24 protein-coding genes are annotated in these 20,995 nt (G+C 38.2%); 22 read left to right on the forward strand and 2 right to left on the reverse strand.

What is annotated here, in order from left to right:
* Positions 1 to 3: 3 nt before the first annotated feature.
* The gene (locus EG342_RS22550; protein WP_073061301.1) at positions 4 to 1,029 is read left to right on the forward strand and encodes a hypothetical protein; all 1,026 of its coding nucleotides are present in this window, start codon (positions 4 to 6) and stop codon (positions 1,027 to 1,029) included.
* Positions 1,030 to 1,132: 103 nt separating this feature from the next.
* Here EG342_RS22550 and mobB read toward each other — a convergent pair whose 3' ends face one another.
* Both mobB and mobA read right to left on the reverse strand, forming a co-directional pair.
* The gene (gene mobB, locus EG342_RS22555) at positions 1,133 to 2,395 is read right to left on the reverse strand and encodes a conjugal transfer protein MobB (RefSeq protein WP_048506318.1); all 1,263 of its coding nucleotides are present in this window, start codon (positions 2,393 to 2,395) and stop codon (positions 1,133 to 1,135) included.
* Positions 2,392 to 2,823, reverse strand: coding sequence for a conjugal transfer protein MobA (gene mobA / locus EG342_RS22560; protein WP_048506319.1), 432 nt, complete (start codon positions 2,821 to 2,823; stop codon positions 2,392 to 2,394). Before mobA ends, mobB begins: the two co-directional genes overlap by 4 nt.
* A gap of 408 nt (positions 2,824 to 3,231) precedes the next feature.
* On the opposite strand from mobA, the gene EG342_RS25285 reads away from it, so the two are divergent.
* The 21 genes from EG342_RS25285 to EG342_RS22660 all read left to right on the forward strand — a co-directional run bounded on the left by EG342_RS25285 (position 3,232) and on the right by EG342_RS22660 (position 20,993).
* Positions 3,232 to 3,396: a hypothetical protein gene (locus tag EG342_RS25285; protein ID WP_157859436.1), complete on the forward strand. Its 165-nt coding sequence runs from the start codon at positions 3,232 to 3,234 to the stop codon at positions 3,394 to 3,396.
* A gap of 203 nt (positions 3,397 to 3,599) precedes the next feature.
* Positions 3,600 to 4,379, forward strand: a complete 780-nt coding sequence (locus tag EG342_RS22565; RefSeq protein WP_048506320.1) for a ParA family protein — start codon at positions 3,600 to 3,602, stop codon at positions 4,377 to 4,379.
* On the forward strand, positions 4,372 to 4,770 hold the full coding sequence (locus EG342_RS22570; protein ID WP_048506321.1) for a DUF3408 domain-containing protein: 399 nt from the start codon (positions 4,372 to 4,374) through the stop codon (positions 4,768 to 4,770). The genes EG342_RS22565 and EG342_RS22570 overlap by 8 nt, the downstream gene beginning before the upstream one ends.
* Before the next feature lie 30 nt (positions 4,771 to 4,800).
* Positions 4,801 to 5,076 (forward strand): DUF3408 domain-containing protein, encoded by a 276-nt coding sequence (locus EG342_RS22575; RefSeq protein ID WP_048507112.1) that lies wholly within the window; start codon positions 4,801 to 4,803, stop codon positions 5,074 to 5,076.
* Positions 5,077 to 5,078: 2 nt separating this feature from the next.
* Complete coding sequence (locus EG342_RS22580) at positions 5,079 to 5,693, forward strand: hypothetical protein (protein WP_048506322.1); 615 nt, start codon at positions 5,079 to 5,081, stop codon at positions 5,691 to 5,693.
* A gap of 212 nt (positions 5,694 to 5,905) precedes the next feature.
* Positions 5,906 to 7,444 carry a hypothetical protein gene (locus tag EG342_RS25560; RefSeq protein ID WP_228419543.1) on the forward strand — a complete coding sequence of 513 codons (1,539 nt, stop codon included), beginning with the start codon at positions 5,906 to 5,908 and terminating at the stop codon, positions 7,442 to 7,444.
* A 271-nt stretch (positions 7,445 to 7,715) separates the two neighbouring features.
* Complete coding sequence (locus EG342_RS22590; protein WP_048506323.1) at positions 7,716 to 8,021, forward strand: DUF4134 domain-containing protein; 306 nt, start codon at positions 7,716 to 7,718, stop codon at positions 8,019 to 8,021.
* Positions 8,022 to 8,051: 30 nt separating this feature from the next.
* On the forward strand, positions 8,052 to 8,885 hold the full coding sequence (locus tag EG342_RS22595) for a DNA adenine methylase (protein ID WP_083429476.1): 834 nt from the start codon (positions 8,052 to 8,054) through the stop codon (positions 8,883 to 8,885).
* A 9-nt stretch (positions 8,886 to 8,894) separates the two neighbouring features.
* A complete protein-coding gene (locus EG342_RS22600; protein WP_048506324.1) occupies positions 8,895 to 9,230 on the forward strand; it encodes a DUF4133 domain-containing protein in 336 nt (111 codons plus the stop codon).
* On the forward strand, positions 9,230 to 11,737 hold the full coding sequence (locus tag EG342_RS22605) for a TraG family conjugative transposon ATPase (protein ID WP_048506325.1): 2,508 nt from the start codon (positions 9,230 to 9,232) through the stop codon (positions 11,735 to 11,737). Before EG342_RS22600 ends, EG342_RS22605 begins: the two co-directional genes overlap by 1 nt.
* A 19-nt stretch (positions 11,738 to 11,756) precedes the next feature.
* Entirely contained in the window at positions 11,757 to 12,389 is a 633-nt protein-coding gene (locus EG342_RS22610; RefSeq protein ID WP_048506326.1) for a DUF4141 domain-containing protein, read from the forward strand.
* A gap of 3 nt (positions 12,390 to 12,392) precedes the next feature.
* Positions 12,393 to 13,376 carry a conjugative transposon protein TraJ gene (traJ, locus tag EG342_RS22615; protein WP_048506327.1) on the forward strand — a complete coding sequence of 328 codons (984 nt, stop codon included), beginning with the start codon at positions 12,393 to 12,395 and terminating at the stop codon, positions 13,374 to 13,376.
* Positions 13,377 to 13,397: 21 nt separating this feature from the next.
* Positions 13,398 to 14,021 carry a conjugative transposon protein TraK gene (gene traK / locus EG342_RS22620; protein ID WP_048506328.1) on the forward strand — a complete coding sequence of 208 codons (624 nt, stop codon included), beginning with the start codon at positions 13,398 to 13,400 and terminating at the stop codon, positions 14,019 to 14,021.
* Between the two features lie 10 nt (positions 14,022 to 14,031).
* On the forward strand, positions 14,032 to 14,313 hold the full coding sequence (locus EG342_RS22625; protein WP_048506329.1) for a hypothetical protein: 282 nt from the start codon (positions 14,032 to 14,034) through the stop codon (positions 14,311 to 14,313).
* Positions 14,303 to 15,631 carry a conjugative transposon protein TraM gene (traM, locus tag EG342_RS22630; protein ID WP_048506330.1) on the forward strand — a complete coding sequence of 443 codons (1,329 nt, stop codon included), beginning with the start codon at positions 14,303 to 14,305 and terminating at the stop codon, positions 15,629 to 15,631. Before EG342_RS22625 ends, traM begins: the two co-directional genes overlap by 11 nt.
* A 24-nt stretch (positions 15,632 to 15,655) precedes the next feature.
* Positions 15,656 to 16,555 carry a conjugative transposon protein TraN gene (gene traN, locus EG342_RS22635; RefSeq protein WP_048506331.1) on the forward strand — a complete coding sequence of 300 codons (900 nt, stop codon included), beginning with the start codon at positions 15,656 to 15,658 and terminating at the stop codon, positions 16,553 to 16,555.
* Between the two features lie 19 nt (positions 16,556 to 16,574).
* Complete coding sequence (locus EG342_RS22640) at positions 16,575 to 17,135, forward strand: conjugal transfer protein TraO (protein WP_074941782.1); 561 nt, start codon at positions 16,575 to 16,577, stop codon at positions 17,133 to 17,135.
* A gap of 11 nt (positions 17,136 to 17,146) precedes the next feature.
* Complete coding sequence (locus EG342_RS22645; RefSeq protein WP_048506333.1) at positions 17,147 to 17,599, forward strand: TraQ conjugal transfer family protein; 453 nt, start codon at positions 17,147 to 17,149, stop codon at positions 17,597 to 17,599.
* Positions 17,600 to 17,666: 67 nt separating this feature from the next.
* The gene (locus tag EG342_RS22650; RefSeq protein WP_048506334.1) at positions 17,667 to 18,188 is read left to right on the forward strand and encodes a hypothetical protein; all 522 of its coding nucleotides are present in this window, start codon (positions 17,667 to 17,669) and stop codon (positions 18,186 to 18,188) included.
* Positions 18,189 to 18,328: 140 nt separating this feature from the next.
* Complete coding sequence (locus EG342_RS22655) at positions 18,329 to 18,604, forward strand: hypothetical protein (RefSeq protein ID WP_048507115.1); 276 nt, start codon at positions 18,329 to 18,331, stop codon at positions 18,602 to 18,604.
* A gap of 346 nt (positions 18,605 to 18,950) precedes the next feature.
* Positions 18,951 to 20,993: a type VI secretion system Vgr family protein gene (locus EG342_RS22660; RefSeq protein WP_073060396.1), complete on the forward strand. Its 2,043-nt coding sequence runs from the start codon at positions 18,951 to 18,953 to the stop codon at positions 20,991 to 20,993.
* Positions 20,994 to 20,995 lie beyond the last annotated feature (2 nt).

Here is a 20,995-nt window from a genome sequence, read left to right on the forward strand (position 1 = left end):
ATTATGAAATACTTCTATCTCTCTTTATTTATCTTTTTTGCAGGGGTAATCAAAGCCCAGGTGAACCAGTTTTATACCGATGCCTACCAGACTATTGATAATATGCTGGACGATAAGCAGAAATACAGTTTTAAAACTGCTGTTCTGAGTGTGGAAAATGCATATTATCAGGGCAAACTAGACACAGTTGAGCTTGACAGGAAAATCCGATTTATGGCCAACTTTTGCAAAACAATTATTAAGAACCGGGATCTTACTTACAATGAAAAAGATAAGGAGACGGTTAGCAAATATGCTGCAATTTTCTCGGTGATCTGTGAGGAAACGCCAATTTTAATAAACCAGGATACGATTCGCTACAAACCATTTTCTTATGATTTTGAGGACGTGTTTGGACACAGAGAGCTGGCGAATCTGTTTGTTTCCAAACTGATAAATACACAGAAAGGCAACTGTAACTCGTTGCCCTACCTATATAAGATCCTCGCCGAGGAAATTGGTGTAAATGCTAATTTGGCCCTTGCTCCCAATCATATTTATATAAAGCATAACATTAAGTCAATAGGTTGGTATAATACCGAACTTACCAGTGGTATATTCCCACAGGATTCCTGGCTAATGGCATCGGGGTTTATCCATTTGGATGCGATTGAAAATGGTGTATATATGAAAGCGCTTGATGATAAAGAAAGCTTAGCGTTGTGCTTGGTAGATCTGGCAAATGCATTTAATAGGTCTTTTCCGGATAATGATGGCAGCTTCGCTTTAAAATGTGCTGATCGTGCGATACAAATATTTCCGAATCTGATAACGGCCTTAATTCTAAAAACGGAAACGCATAAAAACCAATATTTAAAACTTGAAAAAAATTCTTCAAGTGCTGTCAGGCTGCTTTCAAAAATCAATGCTGAATATAGTTACATACATAAGATCGGATACAGAAATATGCCGGAAGGAATGTATTTAGAGTGGTTAACATCATTAAAAATCGAAAGAAAAAAATATAGTGATCAAAGAGTAGTACTTTGAATAAATCAATAACTGTTAGTTCTTGAAATTAAAAGTTCGACTTCTAATTGTAATTTGTTTACTGCCACTTTTTCAAATATTGCCTAAAAAAAAGATAAATAGATCACAGTTTTCTACGTTTACGTTTACTCTTTCTTTTCATCCGGTTTTCAAAATCAATTTCCTCAAAATCTTCTCCCTGTGATCCTGGTATCATTGAGCCCGTTCCCTCAATAAAATTATCGGTCAGATTGGTTAAAATTCCTTCATCTATGAAATCAAATAATTTATGGATCGGCAGGTCATTTTTTTGACCAGTACCATAATCATCGCTGAGTGGCCTTGCCCCTATCGACCAATACTCGTTAAAGAAATTTGCAGAAAGGTTCTTCCCTAACTGTGAGCCGTTCCAGACAGAATGACTTTCATGGTCGATAAAAGTTACACCATAAATTCTACCTTCATCATTTCTGCGTACTACAATATTGATTCCCTGTTTTGCCAACTGTTTTTTAAATTCTATCTCACTATTGGTAATTGCTAGAACAGATTCACAGGTATTCTTTAAAATTGATTTTGCTGGGCTGGATTTCATAGCGATTTTGCTTTCTTCAAAATGACTGAGTAGAAATTCCATTCCAGCCTTTTTTCCGAATAATGAAGCTTTAAAAGGATTGCTCGCTTTATTACCTTTTTCATCCAACGCAAAATAAACAAGACCACTTTTAGGCTGTCCCTGAATTTCTCCTTTAACCTCTTCGGCGGTGATATTAAATAATGATAAAAGCGCGTTATACCCCCCAAGAGTCTGAAATTGGTAGTGTTGGGGTATATATCGGACCACCGCTGAAATCTGGCTCTTGATATTTCCTTTTTTATGGTTAACAGGTCTAAAATTAAGCTCATCTTTAGTTAATTTTTCCGTTGCGGGCAATAACCCATATTCCTTTTCAATATTCCTGCAGATAGTCATCGATTTGCCGTGATCATTATAATCGGGAATTTTCTTTCCGTCAGATTTTACACATGTGGTAACTATGTGCATATGGGTTCTTTCAATATCTGTATGTTTAAATATAATGTAAGGCTGATTTCCAAATCCCATTTTTTTCATATATTCATTGGCAATATTAATAAGATCATCGTCCACTACTTTATCATTCGGATCAGGATTTAAAGAAATATGACGGATTGGTTTCTCTGTTTTATTGTTAGCTGTAAGATATGGATCAAAACATTTCATTAGATAACTGACCGAATAAGTTCCATCGAAACTTTCCGGCATATTATTAAGACCAAGAATCTCCCCATTTTCACTTGCTACTTTTTGAAAATTGTAGGTAATTACTCCGTAAAGGTTTGCTCCTTTCCCAATTTTAGCGATCATTTTTCAAGGTGTTTTTTTTCAAATTCGCGTGTTAAGTCAATGATTTTCCGACAAAGTTCTGCAAGTTCAGCAGTCTGATTTTCTAATTTGAAAAGATATGCCGCGGCCTTTTTCTCTGAAAAATTTCGGTATAAAATCTTTACTATCTGGTTATAATTTACGCCTATTGATCGGAATTGGCTATATAAATTGGTTAACCTGGTATGATAATCCACTGCATTCATATCAATTTTTACTGTCTTTATGGTTCTATCAAACATGCAAGCTGTGATAAAATGGGCCATTACTTTCATACCTGACTTCTCAAATAGCGATAAGAAACGATCATTCTCCTTATCGTTCAAACTTATGGAATACCGGTGTCTTGCCGGATCAACCTTGGGCTTGCGCCCAGACTTTTTGATTTGCTCTTTTTTTTGATTGTCCATTGTCAAAAATTAATGTTTTAATGAAAACCTCGACTTCGGAGAGTGTTTTTAAAGCCCCGCTAGGGCAAGTTGTTTTGAGCGGCGGAATTTATTTCGAGCTGCTCAAAAGATAACTTGCTCCTTTCCGATGAAAGGATTCCGCCAGCGATGGCGGATTGAGTAACAACGATTAAAGGATTTTATTTTTTAAATCCATCAACAGTATATGAGCTTCTTTTATGTCTTCCACGAATCCTATACAAAGTAAAGGCTAGTTTTTCAAAGGCTCACCATATCAACAAGAGCCAAAAACCGCCGCTTCTGGTCAATCAATTCCAGGTAATTATAGTGCATTAAAAAATACTTCTTCTTTGTGCTATCAAGCAAGATAAGCTGATAGTTTTCCGGATATCAGGCAGGCAAAAAGTCATGGGGGCAAATCATCAGGCCAGTTATACAGCGAACTTGTTTTCAAGCCTGCCAGAAAACATGATTTCAGGACGACAGTCGAGTTATGATCCTGTCCCGCCTGAAAAATATCCGGGATTCAGGGATGAAGGAAGAATTGATGGACAGATTGCTTTCCGGAAATAAATAAGATCGGCAGGATGGATAGAAAGTCTGAAGGATAGGATGAAAATCGGCAAGAATGCAGGCTTGACGGATTCCTTTTGGAAAATCAGTCAGTCATTCTATCTGGAAAGAGAACAATAAATATGGCAAGCCATCACGCAGGAGATCCGGTTTGCAGGATAGACCAAATACTATTTTATAATAATTTTTAAAAATCTAGAAAAATGGAAAAAAAGAAAAAAACATTATTTGTGGCATTCTCCAGCCAAAAGGGAGGTGTCGGTAAAAGTACTTTCACCGCGATTTTAGCGAGTACATTACATTATAGTCGAGGACTTAATGTAGCTGTTTTTGACTGCGACTATCCCCAACACAGTCTTGCCCAGATGAGACAGAGAGACCAATCCGCAATTATGAAAAATGAGACCTTTAAAAAATTGGCTTTCCAACAATTTAAGACAATAAATAAGAAAGCTTATCCCATATTTCAATGTAAGCCTGAACTTGCCTTAAAAGAAGCAGAGCAATTTTTAAAATTGTCGCCCATTCCTGTTGACATCATATTTTTTGATCTACCTGGAACAGTTAACACTCCCGGCCTTCTAAGCACTCTTGCGGGAATGAACCACATTTTTTCTCCGATAACTGCGGATCGCGTTGTGCTTGAAAGTACACTTTCTTTTACCGATGTCATGACCAACGTTTTGATCAAAAATGGAGAGACCTCGATTGAAACAATTAGACTCTTCTGGAATCAGGTAGACGGCAGGGAAAGGTCTGTTCTATATAACCATTATGATAAAATAATTCATGAACTGGGATTGACATTGATGGAAACTAGAGTTACTGACAGCAAACGATTCAGAAAAGAAAGTGAATCAGAAGCGAAAACGGTTTTTAGGTCAACTCTGCTCCCACCGGATAGAAGACTTGTAAGGTCCTGTAAAATGGATATGTTCATTGAGGAATTTCTGAAAACAATAAAACTGAAGGATAATGGATAAAAATGAGAAAAAAGCGAACCTCCCAAAAGTTGATGAAGAATATCTTATGCAAGTTATGGCTGAGGGTACACGGGATCCAAATCTGCCAGTTCAGCAAGAACCTTCTGCTGAAAATAAGCCTGTGGTGAAAGATAAACCGAAAGGAAAAAGACAGCCAGAAGGAAGCTACGGGGAACTTTTTCTTAAAAATCATTCCATGAACCGAAGAGGTGAAAAGAGTATCTATATCAGGCCGGAATATCATGAACGTTTATCAAGAATAGTACAGGTTATTGGCGAAGATAAAATCCCGTTGTATGCCTATCTAGACAATATTCTGAATCACCACTTTGAACTTTTTGAAAAGGCAATTACAGATGACTTCAATGATAAGTTTAAACCAATCTTCTAATTATTTCAATTTATAACAATGAATATCAAAATGAAAAAACAACAGAATAGCCAATTGAAAAAAACACTTCATATAGATGAGTATGAATGTGCTTTTTTAAAGCCGACAAGTACTGTAGCCAGATGTGGAAAATCGGTTTACATATGTTCGGATTTTCACAAGAAACTTACCCGGATCGTATGTATCCTTGGGGACGGTGAAATTACCCTCACTGACTATATCCATAATGTCCTGAAGCAGCATTTTGAAAATTTCGCTGACGAGATAAACACAATCCATGCCCTGAACCAAAAACCAATATTATAACGATGGAAGTATTGATTTTAATCTTTCTTTTAACAATAATCATTCTTTTGTTGAAAGATAAATTGGTTATAAACAAAATTACAAGAACTCAGATCGTCGCTCCTAAGAAAGATCAGAAGGATATCATGGGCAAATCCAACTATGATGGAAGACTTACCGCGCCAAGTGTATCCACTGAAAGCCAAATAAATGAGCGAAAGGATAAAGAGAATAATTTTGAAATGAAAACCGAGGGAAAGGGTTTAGAACATCCTGTTCCAGATGGAAATTCTGATGAAAATTCCGAAGAGCAAATTGACTACGAGGAAGAAGAGGAAGAATTTAAAAACATGGGACTTCCAAATGATGTCAGAGGGTATGCCAAAGGGGTTTCCTTTCAGGAACTCAATGATGCCGGGCAGGTATTAAGGAACAATGATCCGGAACCTGTTTCAGTTAAAAAGGCCGTTGCTGTAGTTCGTAAAATAGAAGGTACCGACCTGTTCTATCTTTTGGAAAATGCTATGGAAGGTTCATCCCGTAAGATCGCAGATCTTTTGAATAAGAATTTGCCAAACGAAGAAGAACCTAAAACTTCTGAAAACAGTGATGATTTTAACATTGGGGATTTTATTTAAGATCCCCTTTGTTTTTTTACCGGCTTTCAAGTCATTAGTTCTTTAAAAAATCCTTCTCATTATTTGCCGTTGAAGTACAAAACCTGTTATATGATTTATTTTTAGGGCGACAGCGCAATTGAAAGACAAAAGATGCCCTAAAATTCCTTTTAAACAATGCTATTGCTTTTCCAAACATTTTTGCTCCATAACAATAACAAATATTCATTATTATGGAACAGACCAAAAGACAACTCCCGGAAATTGAAATAAGTGGAACTGTTTTTCAATTTGACATTGATAGGCTTGCTCTTATAGAAAAAGACAATCCAGCCAATTCGATCAGCTTTGCCTACATGGAAGATCATGGGACACACTATTCCTTTAATTACAGCCCAATCTCTAAAAATCACGATTTTATCGTTATCGATCCCGAATTTGACGACACTGGAAAAATTATCCTTGATCCTTATTTTGAGACCAGCCAGAATGTTAAAATTCCAAGGATTACAGAGATTGATCCATTAGGGTTTAGCCAGAAGTACAATTGCACCAGCAAAGATATGGTTGAGAAGACTGACTTTGAATTGATGGTTAACCAGGATGTTTACAATAAGATAATTGACGGTCATCCCGTCAAAGTAAACATTTGCGGCAATCAATATGTTGTTGATCCGGACAATGATATCTTATGGTCGATTCAGGGAAAACCGGACATTGACCTTGACCTGGTTAGAGATTATTATAGTGACAAAAACAGAGCATATAATATATTGTATGAACCTGCAACCGGACGGGTTATTGATCTCAAAAAGGAAAGTGTTATGGATACTGAGTCTGTTAGGCTTGTGGAGATTCCAGACATAAGAACCATAGATCCTATAGGTAAAAACCATGCGGCAAAATTACCGCTAAAATTTGGCCTTTTATACCATGATCTAAAGCTTGAATACGACCTTGCCTACAGTCTGAACGAAATTAGCCAGGTTATACCAGCAAATAGGAATGATCAGGGCCAACTGGAATTACTGATCGAGGGGACTACATTTATTGTCGATATCAATAGATTTGAGTTCCGTGACAAGTCCGATCCAAATAATGTAATTCCGTTAAAAGAAATGCAGGACAGTGGTGATGGATATCTGATCGAATATAATGACAAGGATATTCACTTACCTGAATTTGTTGTACTTGATCCTTCAGGCATGGCAAAAAAATACAACGTCTCCATCATGGAAGTGGAATCGCATGATGACTTTCATTTTATGGTTGATCAACAGGCTTTTCACAGCCGGATGCAGGGCAAACTTCCAACTATCGATATTGAAGGCCATACCTTTACTGTTGACATCAGGATGAATATGCTCCGTTCGGCAACTGATTTCGCATCTAAAGGGATAAATTTTGATGATATTGACCACTATTATTCGGAAGAGAAAGATGCTTATCTCATTCCGTACGATCCCATAAAACATGAATTTCGCGAATTGGACTACGCAAATATTTCCAGCATTCCAAAAGATCTGATCGCCATTGAATTTCCATTTCAAACAAAACTTGATCCGATTGGATGGAACCGTGAAGGTGGGTGGGATCTGAAAAGTGATTTAAAATGGCTTGGCGTACAGAGCCATTTTGAAGCCAAGAAAATTCTCTGGGAAAAAACTTTTATTGTTGATGTCATCAAAGAAAATAAGGAAAAACAACAAAAAAGTCAGGACAATCAAAAGGCCAATAATCAGTCAAAGAAAAGTAAAGGGCGGAAATTCTAACCATTTCAAACTATAAGATTAAAAGTGCTAGTTCTTAGAATCTAGCACTTTTTTTTGTTCCCCAGAAAGATAAAATCGTCCCATCCGCTGACCTGTATTCTAGGGTTATAAATACTCATTATTTAGGTCGCAAAAGTACCCCCTGACAACCTTAGAAAGCCAAATAATTCCACGGATTTCCAATTTAAAAGAGTGCTTTCAATTCTATCTCACATTTGCCATGTAAGCCTGCAGGGTGCAGGAAAAGAATAACAAAAAATTCGATTAAAACATGGAAAAACAAAGAAAAAGAATTTTGATGACAGCATTGTTAATGATGTCAACTTTTGGCGCATTTGCCCAGGGAAACGGTCAGGGCGGTATTCAGGAAGCAACTCAAATGGTTACTTCTTATTTTGATCCTGCAACAAAATTGGTTTATGCTATCGGCGCAGTAGTCGGGCTGATTGGAGGTGTCAAGGTTTACAACAAATTTAGCTCTGGTGACCCCGATACCAGTAAGACTGCTGCCAGTTGGTTTGGAGCATGTATTTTTTTAATTGTCGCGGCTACGATCTTACGATCATTCTTCCTGTAGCCTTCAATTCAAACCTTCAAATCAACAGCTATGACGACAGCAAAAAAAATAGTTACTCCATTAACATATTATGGGGGTAAACAAAAACTCGCAAAGGTTATAATTCCTCTTATCCCGCCACATAAAACATACGTTGAGCCTTTTGTCGGTGGCGGGGCTATATTTTGGTCAAAACCTATTACCGAGGTTGAAGTTATCAACGACTACAATAGGGAATTGATCAATTTCTACGAAATGGTCCAAAACCAGTTCGTAGAATTGGAAAAGCTGATCAGAATAAGTCTCCACAGTAGATCCTTACACAACGACGCCCTAGTGATTTACAACAACCCTCACTTATTTGACAGGTTAAAGCGTGCCTGGGCAGTATGGGTTCTCTGTAACCAATCCTTTAGTTCAATTATCGGGGACACCTGGGGCTACGACAAAACCAGTTCTACGAGCGCCAGAAAGATCAGCAATAAGCGCAACTCATTTTCAGAGGAATATGCGATCAGGTTACAGAATGTTCAGATCGAGAATACCGATGCTCTCCGCATCATTAATTCACGCGATCACATTTCTGCATTTCATTACTGTGATCCACCATATTACAATTCTGACTGTGGCCATTATGACGGCTATACGAGAGAAGATTATTCCTCACTCCTACGGTGCCTGTCCCAGATCAGTGGGAAATTTCTGCTGAGCAGTTATCCGAGCCCTGAGTTAAAGCAATACATAAAAAACGAGGGCTGGTACACTTTACAGATGCAGTCCAGTGTAATGGTGGATAATGCACATGGAAAACCGCATAAAAAGAAGATTGAGGTCTTGACGGCGAATTACGACCTGAACGCAATTCAGGGAACTATAAACTTTTAGACCATACCGATGAAAACATTTAATATCAATAAAGGTGTGGGCCGTTCGGTTGAATTTAAAGGGCTTAAGGCCCAGTACCTTTTCATTTTTGCGGCAGGTCTTCTGGGTGTATTGATCCTGGTCATGATCATGTACATGATTGGTCTAAACTCCTATGTATGCCTTGTACTGGGAACTACGGGATCATCGGTTCTCATCTGGCAGACTTTCTCACTTAATGGGAAGTATGGTGAACATGGACTTATGAAAATAGCTTCAAAAAAGCGACATCCTAGGTTCATTATCAGCCAAAAGCGGATTTATCGCTTACTAAAATCCAAGTTGAATTTCAAATCAATCAAATAATGAGAAATATGGCAAAGACAAGGACACTTGAATCAAGGTTTCCGCTACTTGCAGTTGAAGAGAACTGTATTATATCGAAAGAAGCGGACATCACTGTATGTTTCAAAGTTATCCTTCCGGAAGTATTTACGGTATCATCTGCTGAGTATGATGCAATGCACTCTGCCTGGCATAAAGCGATAAAAACCTTGCCCGATCATTCAATCGTGCTAAAACAGGATTGGTTCATTAAAGAGAGTTATGAACCGGATCTTTCCAAAGAAGATATAAGCTTTTTAGGGAAATCCTATCAACAGCATTTCAATGAGCGACCATTCTTAAACCATTACTGTTATCTATTTCTGACCAAGACCAGTAAGGAAAGAATGCGGATGCAATCTAATTTCTCCTCGCTTTGCAAAGGTGTCTTGATACCCAAAGAAATACGTGACAAAGAAAACATCCATAGGTTCATGGAGGCCGTGGCACAGTTTGAACGGATTTTAAATGACAGTGGATTTATATCTCTTGAAAGGCTTACGAGTGAGGAAATTACCGGAACTGACAATGTTCCTGGCCTCCTTGACCAATACTTAACCCTTTCAAGAGCCAAAGATGAACCTTTACAGGACATATCTCTTGGAAACGAAGAAGTGCGCGTTGGTAATAAAAGGCTCTGTGTACATACCTTATCGGACACCGATGATCTTCCTGGTACTGTTTCAATAGATAGCAGGTACGAGAAACTATCAACGGACCGTAGTGACTGTTTACTGTCATTTGCTTCACCTGTTGGTTTGTTGCTTAACTGTAATCATATCTACAACCAATACATCTTTTTGGATAATTCTGACGATAACCTCAGAAAATTTGAGAAATCCGCACGGAACATGCATTCGTTGGCAAAGTATAGCCGAAGCAATCAGATAAATCGGGAATGGATCGAAAAATATCTCAATGAAGCGCATTCTTTTGGTCTTTCTTCGATAAGGGCACATTTCAATGTGATAGCCTGGTCAGATGATCCTGCAGAGTTGAAACGTATAAAAAATGATACCGGCAGTGCACTGGCCCTAATGGAATGCAAGCCAAGACATAACACTGTTGATGTCGCTACGCTGTTTTGGGCAGCAATGCCCGGCAATGCAGGCGACTTTCCAAGTGAGGAAAGCTTCTATACGTTTATTGAACCAGCGCTCTGTTTTTTTACCGAGGAAACAAATTACCATGATTCCCCCTCTCATTTCGGGATAAAAATGGCAGATCGGCTCACGGGAAAACCAGTTCATCTGGATATATCTGATTTCCCGATGAAAAAAGGTATCATCACAAACAGAAATAAATTCATTCTTGGTCCTTCCGGTTCGGGCAAGTCTTTTTTCACTAACCACATGGTTCGCCAATACTGGGAACAGGGATCGCATGTTTTATTGATCGATACCGGGAATTCATATCAGGGGTTATGTGAAATGATAAAGGGTAAGACCAAAGGGCAAGACGGGGTATATTTCACTTACACCGAAGATAATCCAATATCCTTTAACCCATTCTATACAGACGACAACGTTTTTGATATTGAAAAAAGGGAAAGTATTAAGACGCTTATCCTAACACTATGGAAGCGAGATGATGAACCACCAAAACGTTCAGAAGAAGTTGCTTTATCGAATGCGGTAAGCGGGTACATCGAACATATTAAAAACAGCGATGTTAAACCGTCCTTCAATGGATTTTACGAATATGTCAAGAACGAATACAAGCAAGTTCTCCAAGCCAAGGAAGTCCGGGAAAAAGACTTTGACCTTGCCAATTTTCTAAATGTGCTAGAGCCTTACTATAAAGGTGGAGAATATGACTATTTACTAAATTCCGAAAAGGAGCTGGATCTACTGAATAAACGGTTTATTGTTTTCGAAATCGACGCTATCAAGGATCATAAAATTCTTTTCCCCATTGTGACCATTATTATAATGGAAACTTTTATCAATAAGATGAGGCGGTTAAAGGGTATCCGGAAGCTAATTCTGATTGAAGAGGCTTGGAAAGCGATAGCAAAAGAAGGTTTCGCGGAATACATAAAATACCTCTTTAAAACGGTCAGAAAATTCTTCGGAGAAGCAATCGTCGTGACCCAAGAGGTAGATGACATCATTCATTCACCCGTGGTCAAAGAGACTATCATCAACAACTCTGATTGCAAAATTCTCCTTGATCAGCGTAAATATATGAATAAGTTCGATGACATCCAAGCGATGCTAGGTCTTACCGAAAAAGAGAAATCCCAGATACTTTCGATCAATATGAACAATGATCCTTCCAGAAAATATAAGGAAGTATGGATCGGGCTTGGGGGCACTCACTCTGCAGTCTACGCAACGGAGGTTTCAATGGCCGAATATTATGCCTATACCACGGAAGAAACCGAAAAACTGGAGGTCATGCAACTGGCTGAGGAACTCGGCGGGAATGTTGAGCATGCCATAAAACGCATTGTTCTCAAAAATACCGCAAATCAAAATAATAATTAATCTCTAAAATTTTAAAACAATGAAAAAGATCATTTTCATGGTGATGATGGCATTTACATTCGCCTTCACACCATTAGCAAAGGCGCAGTGGGTAGTAACCGATCCGACAAATCTTGCATCGGGTATTGTCAACAGTGCAAACGAGATTGTCCAGACATCCTCGACAGTTTCAAATGTAATCAAGAATTTCAACGAAGTCAAGCGAGTCTATGAGCAAGGAAAAGAATACTACGATAAGCTCAAGGCTGTAAATAATCTAGTAAAAGACGCGCGCAAAGTTCAGCAAACAGTTTTACTCGTTGGCGATGTATCTGAAATGTACGTTACCAATTTTGGTAAAATGATGAATGACCCCAATTTCAAACCGAATGAACTGGCAGCCATTGCAAACGGCTATTCTGCCTTGCTTAATGAGAGTACTGAGCTTTTAAAAGAATTAAAGCAGATTATCACTGCCAACGGCCTATCTCTTAATGACAAGGAAAGAATGGAAGTTATTGATAAAGTATACAAGGAAGTAAGGGAATACCATGCCCTTGTAAAATACTTTACCAACAAAAATATTTCCGTGAGTATCATTCGTGCCAAGAAGAAAAACAATACCCAACGAGTTCTTGAACTCTATGGAAATCCTGATCAAAAATATTGGTAAATCATGGAATACGAGAACTTACATGAAATCTTAAGGTCGTTATACGACGAGATGATCCCACTTTCAGCTGATATGGCGGGAGTGGCTAAAGGTGTAGCCGGTTTAGGAGCGCTTTTCTATGTGGCTATAAAGGTATGGCAAGCATTAAGCCGTGCTGAACCTATCGACGTTTTTCCTTTACTCAGACCCTTCGCTTTGGGCATTTGTATCATGTTCTTTCCAACAATTGTGCTGGGATCTATCAATGCTGTTTTAAGCCCGGTTGTAAAAGGCACCCATGCCATGCTCGAAAATCAGGTTCTTGACCTAAATGCTTTACAGGAAAAGAAAGACAAACTGGAATATGAGGCAATGATCCGAAATCCTGAAAAAGCATATTTGGTTTCTGACGAAGCATTTGACAAAAAACTGGAAGAACTTGGCTGGTCGCCTGGGGACCTTGCTACCATGAGCGCTATGTATTTTGAGCGGGGAATGTTCCAATTTGGACAGAGTATTAAAGATTCTTTTAGGGAGTTTCTGGAAATATTATTCAATGCAGCGGCTTTGGTGATCGATACCATAAGAACATTTTTTCTGATAGTCCTTTCAATTCTAGGACCAATCGCATTTGCCATAAGTGTCTGGGATGGATTTCAGTCCACATTAAATCAGTGGTTTACGAGATATGTCAGCGTGTATTTATGGCTACCTGTTGCTGACCTGTTCAGCTCCATCCTTGCCAGAATACAGTCTCTGATTTTGGAGCGCGATATCGAGAATTTATCCGATCCTTCCTTTATTCCAGATACAACCAACACCGTATACATCATTTTTATGATCATCGGGATAGTAGGATATTTTACGGTTCCTACGGTAACAGGCTGGATCATTCAAGCTTCTGGTGCTACAAATTTCACCCGAAATATTCAGCAGGCTGCAAGTGTTGCTAGTGGTGGTGCGGGGGCTGTTGCCGGAAATATTGGTGGGAGATTACTTAAAAAATAACATACCTAAAAAATTAAAAACATGGAATTTAAAACCCTCCGGAATATAGAAAATAGCTTCCGCCAGATCAGGCTTTATGCGATAATTTTTGCCTTGTTATGCACTGGTATCGTTGGATACGCAATCTGGAAGTCATACAGTTTCGCGGAAAAGCAACGGGAAAAAATCTATGTCTTGGATCAGGGCAAATCATTGATGCTGGCGCTTGCACAGGATGCCAGCATCAACCGCCCTGTTGAGGCAAGAGAGCATGTAAGACGTTTTCACGAACTGTTTTTTACCCTGGCCCCGGACAAAAATGCTATTGAGAGCAACATGAAGCGTGCTTTTAATCTTGCCGACAAGAGCGTATTTGACTATTACAATGACCTTGCGGAAAAGGGATATTATAATCGTATCATCAGTGGAAATGTACAGCAAAGGGTCGAAGTTGACAGTGTAATCTGCAACTTCGATTCTTACCCCTATTCAGTAAAAACTTATTCCACTCAATTTATCATCCGTTCAAGCAACGTGACCAAGCGTAATCTGGTCACTTCCTGTAATCTGCTAAACTCCGTTCGGTCAGATAATAACCCACAGGGCTTCAACATCGAGAAATTCGCCGTGTTGGAGAACAGGGATCTGGAAGTTGTAGAACGTTAAATCTATCATTATGAATCTAAGAACAAAAATCGAAAATCGTATCAATGATCTTGATGACTGTTGGCGCGAATTGCCCATAAAAAAGCAGCGAAAATATACTATTTATTTTTTCCTGTTGTACACCATTTTAACGCTTATTGTTGTGGTAAACGTATGTGTCGAAACGGGAGAAGCAGATCAGGAAGTTGCCATCCGGCATATTGAGAATCCTGTCGAAAAAACAGAAAAGTCCGGTCTTATAGCCAAGGACAGTGTATCAATTAACTTAAAAAATGAGAATAATGGAAAATAACGAGAATAAAAGAATCAGTATTCTAGTCGAAGAATCTGACCAGAAATCTGAAGATTTAATCAGTGGGAATGACAAATCCAAGCTGGAAAAATTAAAAAAGCCATTGATCTATCTTCTAATGGGAATTGTTTTCCTTGTCTGTCTATATCTGATTTTCAAACCATCGTCCGATAAGGATGAGAACAAAGATTCGGGCCTCAATGGTGCTGTTCCACAGGCAACAGAAATAGGTATGCAGTCCGATAAACAAAAAGCCTATGAGCAGGCAATGATGGACGAGAAAAACCAGCAAAAAAAGAATATGCTCACATCACTTTCCGATTATTGGAATAGTGACAGTACGATGCAGGCCGCCGATCCGAATTCAGGATTAAATGAGAATCCAACAAATAATCCATCAGGAAAGAGCTATCAGGCCGAAAGTCCGGCATTAAACTCCTATCGCAACGCACAGGCGACTTTAGGGTCATTTTATAACAGTAATGAAAATTATGAATCAAATGAACTTCGCAAAGAGATTGCAGGATTAAAAAGGCAACTTGATGAAAGGGATGCGAATCCTGCTCCCTTGACAGTTAATGACCAATTGCAGCTCATGGAAAAATCTTACCAGATGGCGTCCAAGTATCTTCCAAATAATGGTGGTGAGCAAAAAAAGTCAGACAGTACAGCCATTAGAAATACCGGAGGTCAGAAAACATCCTTTGTTGCTTTTTCGCCTATGCGTGCAAATGTGGTTTCTGCACTTTATCGTGAACCTTCAGATCGGGAGTTTTTGGAAAATATTAACGGAGAAAGAAACCGTGGATTCTACACTGTGGGTGTAACCCAACAGGCTACCAAAGTTAAGAATAGTATTCGGGCATGCATTCATGAAAACACAACCATTGTTGGTGAAGGAACCGTGAAATTGCGGCTTCTTGAAGATTCAAAGACTCCTGATTTCACTATTCCCTCCGGTTCTATTGTTACTGCCGGAGCAAAATTCAACAATGGACGTTTAAGCCTAAAGGTTTCTTCAATAGAATCCAGCGGCAATATTTTCCCGGTAGAAATCAATATTTATGATCTGGACGGTCAATTGGGGCTGAACGTGCCATATTCCGCTGAAATGAGTGCCGTCAATGAAATTGCTGCTAACATGAGCCAGTCTTCCGGTACTTCTATCATGATGAGCAGATCCGCAGGCCAGCAAATAGCGGGCGACCTCTCCCGTGGCCTGGTTCAAGGAGTTGCGGGCTATTTTTCAAAGAAAGTAAGAACACCCAAAGTAATGTTAAAGGCAGGTCATCAGGTCTTTTTAGTTTCAAAAAAATAATACTAATTCTTAAATCAAATAGAAATGAAATCGATCATTAAAAAAATATTAATAACGATTTGTGCAATGCTTGGTTTTGTTTATTCGCATGCACAAACAATTACAGACTCATTAAATCATCAGTTAGATTCAGAACACGTTGAGCCTTATCACATCACTGTAACGTATAATAAAACAACGCACCTTATCTTTCCATCTGCGATCCGTTATGTTGATCTGGGAAGTGAATTTCTCACTGCGGGAAAAGCTGATGATGCGGACAATGTATTACGGATCAAAGCAGCAGTGAAAGATTTTGAAGATGAATCCAATTTCTCAGTGATTACGGATGACGGAAAATTTTATAGCTTCAGTGTTTTTTACAGTTCTTATCCCGAGATCCTAACCTATAACCTTGATCCAATGGATAAATCCGTATCAAACTCCAGAGCCAATATACATCTGGAAGACCTGGGTTTTTCTCCTTATGTTCCCGATCAGCTCATGGAAGCTATCTATAAAAAAAACCGGAACAATATCAGGCACATTGCTTCCAGAAGTTTTGGAATTCTCTTTAGTCTGAAAGGGATTTACATATACCAGGGGAAATATTACTTTAATACGCAGATTCAGAATAAAACCAATGTTTCCTATCAGATAGACTTTATAAATTTTAAAATAGTCGATAAAAAAGTAGCAAAACGTACTGTATTTCAAGAGAAACCACTAAATATCGTACGGACTTACAGCGATATTGCCGAAGTTCCGGACAACAAAACGAGCCGTGAAGTTTATCTGCTGGATCAGTTCACACTTGATCATGATAAAATACTTGTAATTGAGCTTTTTGAAAAGAATGGTGGAAGGCATCAACGACTTGAAGTTGAAAATGAGGATCTACTCCGTGCAGTACTATTAAAGGATCTACCACTAAAAATTAAATAACAATCTTATTTAAAACGATATGAAAAAGATATTAAGCATATTCTTAATGGTTCTATTGCCATTTACGTCAATTTTGGCGCAACGATTACTACCTTATCAAAAAGGTTTACAGGTCACTGCTGGCATGTTTTCCAATGATCAGCCAAAGGACAATTATTTTGTGAATCTGGAGCTGACACAAAATCACAAAAAAGGAAACTATCATTTCTTTTCAGCAGAATATCAGCGTAGGACAACATTCTATACTGAAAACCCCATTCCGATTGAAACTTATTTATTATCGGGGGGATATAGTTTCCATGTTATAGGCTTACCAAATAAAATTGTGAATTTAAATTCAGCAGTTGAAGCCAGTGGTGGTTATCAGTTGGTCAATCACAACAAACTATTGCTAGCGGATGGTTCACAAATCAACAATGAAAGCAGTTTTGTGTACGGTGCCGGAGGCAGGCTGACCCTAGAGACATATCTGACCAATTTTATTATCCTATCCTTACAGGCCAGAGCGAAATACGTTTGGGGAACAAATTTTAATCAGTTCCGTCCTTCCGCGGGTATTGGCCTTCGTTTTAACCTTTAAATTTTATCTATATGAAAACATTCTTAGATACAAAATTCCAGTATAGCTGGTTCATTTTATTAATGAGTATTGGCTTATTATTTTCCTGTAAAAATGATGATCTTGATATTCAGCAGAACTTCCCATTTGAGGTTGTTGTCCTTCCTGTTAACAAAGCAATTGCAGTCGGCCAGACGGAGGCAATTTCCATGAAAATCAAAAATACAGGAAGTTTTTCTGGTGTTCAATATTTCTTCCGGTATTTTCAGTATGACGGAAATGGAAATCTGATCTATGAGATTGGGAAGACAGGGAAAAAAGCCTTTCTACCCAATAAAGTATACTTTCTTTCCGATGCCAAGAGTTCGGAGATCACCTTCTATTACACATCGCAATCCAATGTCCAGCAATCATTTGACATTTGGATACTCGATAATTTTGGCAATGAAAGACAATTGAGCTTTCAATTTAACAGTATTGATTAATTAATGTAATGGGACAGCTTAATGATCAAAGCTGTCTCATTTATTTTTCTCTCATTAAAACTTAACGATGACGATTTCAGAAAACGATTATTTGCTGACAATGGACTATCTAAAGAGAACACTTGATAAAGGTGACAAGTATTTAGCCTACGGTGATTGGATAACATTATGCACCCTTGAAGACCTGAAATCACTTCCCACTTTCCGAACTAATTATGATGCGACAGAATATTGTTTTGAAAACACCACGGATCGTGATTTTGTGGTTCAGTTATCGGTAGAATGGCTTTATAAAGCGATGCTGGAAGGCATAAAAGATCCTACCATACTTGTAAGAAAGGGAAACTTAATCGATGTGGAAATGACAGCTTTTTATTATGCTGACAAAGTGGAGAACGAACTAACAAAAATTGAAAAAAAGGAGATCAGTAATGAAAAAAATAACCCAAAAGAAAAAACTGTGGAGCATGTCGGACATTTTGAAAAAGAAAACCCAGTCACTCAGCAAAAAGATAAACAAGACAAAAGTCTTTCAGATCAGAAAAAGAACCGGAAACCGGAACGGAAAAGAGGAAGATTCAGATTATAGATTAAATCAGGATTGCAGGATTATCCGGTTGAGGAAATGAAAATTGGGTTGTTTCACACTGAAACAACCCAATTTTTTCTTAGTAATATCTTATGAAGAAAAAATTTTTTCGTATTTTTATGGAAACCGAAACACTGAATATGATACCGTTATTAGTTATGGGCATTGGCTTTTTAATTCTCGGACTGGCTTTACGTTATTGGATCAACAGGCGTAAATTCTACCGTCGTGGTCCCGCAGGCGCAGAAGGCTTTTCCAGTTATGAGCGATCCGTCATTGTAACCTTAGCAGAAAGATTTGGCAAATGGATAGCGTATGCACTGATCATTTTAGGTATTGGTTTTTTATGGACTGCAAGAACTTTCAAAAAAGATCAGGAAAGACGCCAAAAGAGTATTGAAGCCTATCAGAAATAAGCTATTTAAAAGCTAAAATTCCATATAATCCTATCCTTATATCTCCGGTCGTAGAAATACGACAATTTCTCAAAAATGTGGTATAAAATTTTGTCAGAAATTTTTATAGTTATATATTGGCTTACCAAGTCATTAATTATTAACCTATTAAAAACCGCTAATGAGTCATTTATTTAATCTTCAAATCACCTCTTGTTGAGGTATTCCCGCTAGTTTTCGCTACAATTACAAGCAAGTGAAATTAATGTAAATGGAACAGGGCCTACCTTTTTGTTTGCAGTTGTCCTCAAAGAATCCTACCCAAAGGATTATATTTTAATTAAACACAACCGAAAAAATTATTATCATGTTTCAAGAAGAAAAGGATCTTTCCCAAACCGGAAAGTATTCGGATAAGATGAATTATGAAAACGAATTCAAAAAAAATGTAAATATTGAAAACCTGAAAAGCGATGCTTTAAAAGCCCAAGATGCTATAAGTTCAGGAAACCAGATGTTTAATAAGCCGATAACTCCTAATGAGGCGGAAATTTCCAATAAAAAGATCTGGAGCAATCAACCGACTTCAAAAATTTTCAATGCCCATGCAATCCCGGAAAACGCAATTGCAGGTATTAATCGGGTTATAAATCTTGACATTCATGTTGAAGGTAAGCAAATCAGACATTTTAAACATTTTAGATTAAAACAGAAGGCATCTAACCATCATAAGTTTGAAATGGTTCTTGCCCACGATGCACTGGGAGATCCTGAAAACCATAATCTTGAAAACGCACAGGCTTTTCTAGGGAAAAGAATCACCGTTGTTTTTAAATATAAAGATGTGGATCAAAGCCCTGAGAGAAATTTTGTAGGTGTTATTACAGAGATTGGATTTAGTCAGGAAAAAGGCAGTTTAGGAGACATCGTTTTTAAGGGCTATAGTCCAACGATCCTATTAGATGCAGCTCCACATATACAAAGTTTTGGAGGTTCGCAACCGATAAGTTTGAACAGCGTTGCAAATGAAGTGATTAAAGAAGCCCTGGATCAAGGAAAATTTGATTTTCGTGTTGATTCTCAGCATGGTAATATTTCTTACAGTTGTCAATATGAGGAAACACATTTTAATTATCTGTCAAGAATCGCCGAGGCTTATGGTGAGCAGTTTTTTTATGATGGAGAGATTCTTCATTTTGGCAAATTGCCACCACAGGAGAAACCGATAAAATTGGTTTATGGAAGTAATTTAAGTGATGTAAAGATCAAAATGAAGGCACAGCATGTTAAACCAACTTTTTATGGTTACAATAGTAGTAAAGATGAAAAGTTTATCGGAAGCAGTTCAAAAATTACACATACTTCAGACATTGCAAAACGTGCTTATGAGATTTCAGAACGCACTTTTCAAACACCTTCTTTACGTGTTGCCCCTATCAAAGCGATATCTTTTATGGATATTGATGCTTCCCAAAGAGGTACGGCAGGGAGCAAAGCCGCTGAGGTACTCGTTACCTCTGGGAAAACAAGTTTGCCATTTCTTTATCCAGGATGCATAACGGATATAGAAATGCGAAAACCGGACTCCAATGAGACTACTTTTTTTACGAAATTAATGGTTATTGAAGCTCTTCATCAGGTAGATGCCAGAGGCTATTATGAAGGATCATTTAAAGCAATTGCCTCCGATACGGGCTTTCTTCCAAGACCGGAATATATCAATCCATTAGCGGAGCCCCAGTTTGCAAAAGTAATATCCAATACCGATCCACAAAATCAAGGAAGAGTACAGGTACAGCTTGACTGGCAAAAGGGCCAGGATACCACGGAGTTTATCCGCGTTATGTCACCAGATGCTGGAAGCAGCGATAAAGTTGGAAAAAACCGGGGATTTATGTCAATTCCGGAAGTTGGTGACCAGGTAATTGTCAATTATGTCCATCTGCATCCTGATCGGCCTTTTGTTATGGGAGGAATGTATCACGGTGGGATTGGCGCCGGAGGAGGAGAAGGAAATAATATCAAAAGTCTTAGTAGTAAAAGTGGAAATAAGCTAGAATTGAATGACGGTGAAGGATCTGTTTTCCTTACAGATCAAGGTGGTGCGAACATGAAATTTGATGGTGCCGGGAATGCGAACACCAATGCTACCAAGAATAAATCTGTTTCAGTTGGTGAAAAAAATACGGTAACTGTTGGAGATATCCACAAAACAGATGTTGGAAACGGTCAAAGTGTTCTTACCATGGGAAAAGATGGTGTTATTGATTTAAGTTCGCTGGAAAAGCTAACCTTAAAAGTTGGTGACAACAGTCTTGAAATTTCAACGGCAGGAATTAAGGTCAACGGAGCAAAAATAGAAATTACTGGTGAAGGTTCCTGGAGTGGTGGAAACGTATTTATTAATTAAGG

This window comes from Chryseobacterium lactis (genome assembly GCF_003815875.1).
Classification (GTDB): Bacteria; Bacteroidota; Bacteroidia; order Flavobacteriales; family Weeksellaceae; genus Chryseobacterium; species Chryseobacterium lactis.